Origin of the sequence: Pseudomonas sp. 30_B, assembly GCF_017491605.1 — a bacterium.
Classification (GTDB): Bacteria; Pseudomonadota; Gammaproteobacteria; order Pseudomonadales; family Pseudomonadaceae; genus Pseudomonas.
Genome location: NZ_JAFGYY010000384.1, coordinates 1 through 437, shown reverse-complemented (window position 1 = coordinate 437; position 437 = coordinate 1). Strand labels below are relative to the sequence as shown.

The 437-nt window shown below is 66.1% G+C and carries 1 protein-coding gene; it reads right to left on the bottom strand.

The features are described from left to right. The coding region (locus tag J5M67_RS28775; protein ID WP_207888722.1) for a SufD family Fe-S cluster assembly protein at positions 1 to 437 on the bottom strand (437 nt) is incomplete at both ends.

Below are 437 nucleotides of genomic sequence, written 5' to 3'. Positions count from 1 at the left end.
ACATACGGAAACGTATGCGCGCCGCATTGCGGGCCGATCAGCAGCGAATCGCACTGCGTATGGTTGCGCGCGCCTTCGGCGGTGCGCGCGACGCGCACGAGCCCGCGATAGCTGTTCTGCGCGCGGCCCGCGCTGATGCCTTTCGAGACGATCCGGCTGCGCGTGTTGCGGCCGAGATGGATCATCTTCGTGCCGGTGTCGGCCTGCTGGCAGTGGTTCGATACGGCGATCGAATGGAACTCGCCGCTCGATTCGTCGCCGCGCAGCACGACGCTCGGATATTTCCACGTGATCGCGGAACCCGTCTCGATCTGCGTCCACGCGATCCGCGAGCGCGCCCCCGCGCACAGGCCGCGCTTGGTCACGAAGTTGTAGATGCCGCCCACGCCGTCCGCGTCGCCCGGATACCAGTTCTGCACGGTCGAGTACTTGATGTG